The 5,360-nt window shown below is 65.3% G+C and carries 2 protein-coding genes and 2 pseudogenes; 2 read left to right on the top strand and 2 right to left on the bottom strand.

Annotation, left to right across the window (positions count from 1 at the left end; translation table 11 throughout):
• Window positions 1–562: 562 nt before the first annotated feature.
• A pseudogene (locus ADK36_RS07285) lies at window positions 563–783 on the top strand (histidine kinase); the annotation flags it as partial.
• 300 nt (window positions 784–1,083) lie between these two features.
• Here ADK36_RS07285 and ADK36_RS07280 read toward each other — a convergent pair.
• Window positions 1,084–2,136, bottom strand: coding sequence for an SGNH/GDSL hydrolase family protein (locus ADK36_RS07280; RefSeq protein WP_053196791.1), 1,053 nt, complete (start codon window positions 2,134–2,136; stop codon window positions 1,084–1,086).
• A gap of 2,139 nt (window positions 2,137–4,275) precedes the next feature.
• Here ADK36_RS07280 and ADK36_RS07275 point away from each other — a divergent pair.
• A complete protein-coding gene (locus ADK36_RS07275) occupies window positions 4,276–4,644 on the top strand; it encodes a winged helix-turn-helix transcriptional regulator (RefSeq protein WP_048587524.1) in 369 nt (122 codons plus the stop codon).
• A gap of 481 nt (window positions 4,645–5,125) precedes the next feature.
• Here the strand turns inward: ADK36_RS07275 and ADK36_RS07270 are convergent.
• Window positions 5,126–5,360 (bottom strand): annotated as a pseudogene (locus ADK36_RS07270) (ABC transporter permease); the annotation flags it as partial.

Here is a 5,360-nt window from a genome sequence, read left to right as displayed (position 1 = left end):
GGTGAGTCGTTCGATGGTGTGCCGGCCGTCGGGAAACGCCGTGGCCAGTGCGGTCAGCAGCATGACAAGGACGTCGCGGTCGCTGGCTTCGTCGCCGAAACCTGCGGGGCGGTCGTGGTCGTGGAAGTCCTCGGCCAGTGAGCTATTCCCAGTAACCGTCGGATACCGTCCGTGAGCGCGAGGCGCGTCGCGCAGTCCGCGGTATCCCCAAGTCCCGGCAGGCGTAAGGCTCCTGGTAGGAACGATCTTGCGACAGAAAGATCCGACCGAGGGGCCTCACGTGCCGACCAGTCTGCCGGAATAGCGAATGCGTGGCCAATCCAGGCAAGTTGCAGAGACCAAGCGGGACAGCCGCTCGGAGTATTTCCGCCACGATCCGCGGCGTTCCATTCCGTCGGAGCGCGTTGCGCGACCAAGGTGTACTCCGCATTTCCGTTTGTTTTTCGGTAAGTGAACGAAAAGAAACGGGTAATCATATGGCGGTGAATTGGTGGGTTGCCGCGATGACACACCGGATGGCTATGGCCGGGGTGGTCCGGCTGCCGCTCTCCACGTTCCGCGCGAGTTGGAGCAGACGCAAGCGCAGCTGTCCGAGGTTCACCAGCGTCAGCGGGCGGTGGACAGTGGGAGCGGGTGGCGCGCGAGATCCACGACACGCTCGCGCAGGACTTCGCGTCGATCACCGTGCTCGCGGAGGCGGCCCGTGCGGGGCTGGACTCCGACACCGCGCGACCTGCCCAGCAGCTGCGGTCCATCGAGTCGACCGCGCGGGACAACCTCGCGCACGGGAGTTGGTCGGTTCGTAGCCGATGTTCCAGACCACCTTGACGGTCCAGTTGCCGGTAGCCGGGTCGCGCACGTCGAGTGCTTCGGGTCCGGGCGACGGCGGTCGTACCGGACGGGGAACCCGCCGCGCCGCTGGCCGTGATGCCCGCCGGCCCCGGTTGGGCGGCGGCACCGGCAGGTACGGCACGACAGCGGCCTGCTGGGGCTTGCTCCTGGGACGTCCGCAGCCGAGCCCGAGCAGGCCGCCCGCGACACCGCGAGCGGCCCACTGCTCGGGGCGTATGCACTGACTACGCGTCAGCTCTCCTCGCTCGCACGGCGCCTGCGCGCGAAGTAGACCGCGGCGGTGCCGACCGCCACGACCGCGAGACCCGCACCCGCGACGACGGGAGTGCTGCTCGACGCGCCGGTCTCGGCGAGATCTCCGTTCGTGGTCGGGTTGTTCGGCTCCGTGTCCTTACCGGGCTCGTGCGTGGCCGGCTCGCTGGGGGTCGGGGTCGGGGACGTGTCCTCGCCGGGGGTGTCGTTCTTGGCGAGCTGCGCCGCGAAGGTGCTTGCGATGACCTTGTGGCCTTCGGCGTTGGGGTGCGGGTCCTGCTTCGTGCACGCCCAGGTCAGCTGGCAGATCTTGGCCACGTTCGCCGGCACCTCGCCCGCGCCGGGCACGTTCACCTGGGTGGTGAAGTCGTCCGAGGAGAAGGCCCCGGCCACGTCCGCCACCTTGAAGCCGGTGGACTTGTACACCTGGGTGATCCCCGTGTTGGCGGCCTTGACCAGGGGTGCCGACTCCTTGGCGGCCTGCTGCCCTGCGGCGCCTTGCAGCCAGGCCGCCAGGAACGGGTTGTAGTAAGTGGAGCCCACGAACTGGGTGTCGTTCCCACCCGCCTTGCGGAGTGCACCCGCGATCTGGGCGAGGTTCTTCGCCATGGTCTGGCTCGTGCTGTTCAGGCATGCCACGTCGAGGGTGCCGGCCGGGCTGACGCATGCCTGGAGGATGTCGTTCGCGCCCACGCTGAGGGTCACGTAGGCGACCTTGCCGCGGTGCTGGGCCATGGCCTGCAGGGCGGCGTCCAGTTGGGACTTGGCGTTCGGGTAGTCGCACTTTCCGCCGTTGATCAGAGACTCGGTGGTCTCAGCGGTGCAGCCGAGGCGTATGTGCTTCAGTCCGGGAGTGCGCTGCTTGAGCTGAGCGTACAGCTGGTCGGTGTAGGCGACGTCGGTGTCCTTGTCGACGTCCGGCTGATAGCCGGTGGCCAGGGAGTCACCGACCGAGATGTAGTACGTGGTGTCCTGGCCGTTGCTCGCCTCGTCGGCGGCGGCCAGTCCGGGCGTGCTCAGCACGATCGTCATAGCAGAGACGGCCAGCCGGGGGCCGAATAGCTGAAGGTATCTCATCACGTACGGGCGCTTTCCAGTTGTTGGGGTGCTGGGGTGGATGCTGAAAGGCAAGGCATGGCATGAAGCGTGACTGGAAGCAGCGAAGCTCAGCCGCTACGGTTTTCGGGCATCCAAGTAAAGTCTTCTTGTGAAGACATAGGGAGGATTTCTTCCTCCGTAAGCTGCGGACCTGCCTGACTTCGCTCCGGAGGTACAGGCTTCAACCTAGCAAGGTTGACAACGACTTGGACATGGAGGGCCGATAAAGGAATGATCACAACAGCACGTGCAACCATCAGAAAGGCTCGACCGGCCAGAAATTGGTGACCGGACTGGTTGGTATCCATTCGCTGAGTGATCGACTGGGTGGCGCATACTCCTCACGGGCAGGCCGCCAACTGCACACGAGCTGAACCGCTTCGGGATCGGTTATACAGCGCACGTTCCGCCGCTTCGAGTGCATCTCCGCCGTCACCGGCCAGGCGCTCCCGTGTAAAACGGGGTTGATCCAGCTCTGTGTACGTGCGAAGGCGTTACCCAACCGGACGTCCGGCCCAGCCCCCGCCCAACACAGTGCCCGTCCGTGCACGCGCTCTGCCCACCGGTCTTCGCGCCCCGTGCCCATAGCGTGCCCGTAAGAGCAGACAACCACGGTCAACAGCGGTGTGATCAGGCCCGCGCAACGGTGCCAGCACGACAAATCAGCGAAGGTCAGCGGCCACCCGGCCGTGCAAGCGCCATCGCTTCCCAAGCTGAGAGCGCGAGTTCGATTCTCGTCACCCGCTCCATACGAAACCCCTAGGCCAGAGGCCCGGGGGTTCTTTGTTGTCCAGGCCGGTGGGCGGGTGTCGCACCACAACCGCGCTGATCGGTGGCTGCCCAGCAGAGCCGACCGGCTGTCCGAGTCGTCCATCGCTGGCAAGTGGTGCGACTACTGGCCAACGGGTCGCCGCAGACACCGACATCTCCGTCATCACGATCCGAAACATTTTCCGGACTACCGATAATGGTGTGGTTCAGAGGCACTTGGGGTGCCGTTGTCGCAGTTCTTCCAGCCTTGCGCGAGCCGCGTCATCTCGCCTCGTCGGCGGGGTCGCATGTGCCGGCCGAGGTACTGGAGGTGGCGTGGGCAGGCTCAGAGACGTAGATACAAGTGCGAGGATTGCTTCCAGATCAGTGGCAGCAAGGTAGACGAGACCACCCTTGTTCAAGCCTCGAAAACGCGAGCCGTTCCTGCACAAGAGGGCCCAAGCCCGTCCCTTTCGAGTAGTGAAACGACTGCGCTCCGCTCGCGAAGTGTATTCGATCTCGATGTCCAGATCGCGCTGCTCGGCACGTGACCACCAGGCACGCCAGTGTGGGTCGTCGTGGAACATTTCGACTACAGTGCTGGCTGCATTTAAATAAGCCGCAGGAATGTCGTTCTCGCTGTGCAGAGCGAGGCTGAACCAGGGGATATCCCTCACTGTGATGGCCGTCGACTCTTCGGGCTCGTCCATGCAGAAGCCAGGGAGTGGGCCCAGCCATGGTTCTCCGGTGGTGATCTCATAGGCTGTGGATACAGTCTCAGCAAGGCCGTCTGACTCGCTGAAATCCCAGGCGTGGTCAGCCACTCGGTCAGGATTCTTTTAGATTTGCAGGAAACGTGAGCTGCCCGCTGTGACAACCGCAAAGGTGGAGATTGATGAGAGCGTCCCCAACCAGCGGCACCGGAGGTGCGCCTGATGGATCATTCACATCTCGGACTGGAATTCCCAGGAGGGGCTCACTTCCAAGGCGCTGCAGTTTTTCCGTCAGCAAATCGGAAAAATCATCAACACAATCCTTCCCCCGTCGCGCCAGCGCCTCAGCCAGTATGGGAGTCGTTCGCTGGTTTGCCACACCTCACAAGAGATCGATGAGGGGCCAGAAGTCTTCTTCTCTAATAAATTAGCCTCCTTTCCACCGGCGGGTGCAGCGGGTGGGGCCGCCGAGCACCGTCACGGTGTTCGCGTCACGGGTCACGGCATCGTCGGTTGCCACGGGTACTCCTTGACGATCAGCGGTTGGCTCCCTCACTCTGACCGAGTTGCTTTCTCAAGGGAAGTACATACCTTTAGGTGAGGTGAGCACGTGCAGGAAAGCACGCGAGGCAACGTCCGTAATCCCGCCTGCCCCGGCAGGCAGCTGTTCGACCTGGTCACCGCCCGGTGGGCCGCCCTGGTCCTGGTGGATCTCATGGAGGGCCCGCAACGCTGGTCCGAACTGCGCCGGCGTGCCGGCGGCGTCAGCGACAAGATGCTCGCGCAGACCCTGCGCGACCTCGAAACCGGCGGACTGATCACCCGCACCGTGCACACCAGCCGCCCACCGACGGTGCAGTACCACCTGACCGACCTCGCCCGCGGCGCCACCACCGCACTGCAACACCTGCAGAACTGGGCCGAACAACACACCAGCGACTACGCCCACCACCGACACACCCACACACCCCTCCCGTAGCCCCGAAAAGGGCAGGCTCGGAGTGCACACCTCGCAGTCGCTCGCACCAGCCTCCCGACGCAACGATGCTCGATCGGAACCGAGAGCCCTCCCTACTCTGACGGCCGTCATCCCTAGGCGGAATGGCGGCCGTCGGGGCCTCAGCGTCCCAGACCGCAGGGAGTTGCCGTGATAGTTCCGTCGAGGTCCTCCTTGAGGACCGGTGGTGTGCGGCTGCAGGTGAGATCCGTGCACCCGCCCCGGAACACCGTCCGCACCAGCTCGTTGACATCCTTCACGCGAGTATCCTTCACGCGAGTGTCGACGACCCTCACGACTCTCGTCACCACCGAAGGTAAACAGGGCCGTCGATGAGACACTCCGCCGGCAGGTCGTCGGCTACGTCCACGGCCGGGGCGGGCGGGAGACCGGCAGTGAGCTCGCCCGCGGCCGACCACGGGCGGCGTGGGTGCCGGGCCTGGCCGGGCCGGCACCCACGGCATCACTCCCCGCGCGCCCCCGCCTGCCGGGTGACCGAGCGCAGCAGGGGGCGGCTCAGTGCGCCGGCCGCCAGGATTCCGCCGACGCCGGCGGCGCAGCACACCGCGAGGACGGTCAGGCCGCGTGCGTCGAACGACGAGTCGCCGCCGGCCAGCATCATCGATCCCCCGCACAGCAGTCCGGTCGCGAGAGCGCCGCCTGCCAGCACGGTGACCGGGATGAGCGTCTCGCGGTTG

Origin of the sequence: Streptomyces viridochromogenes (assembly GCF_001270495.1) — a bacterium.
Taxonomy (GTDB): Bacteria; Actinomycetota; Actinomycetes; order Streptomycetales; family Streptomycetaceae; genus Streptomyces; species Streptomyces viridochromogenes_A.
Note: the sequence above shows the minus strand (reverse complement) of the source record. Positions and strands in the feature narration are given on the sequence as shown.

Excerpts from the sequence above, each read along its gene's own strand:
- ADK36_RS07280 (WP_053196791.1), bottom strand. The coding sequence starts at position 2,136 with ATGACGATCGTGCTGAGCACGCCCGGACTGGCCGCCGCCGACGAGGCG.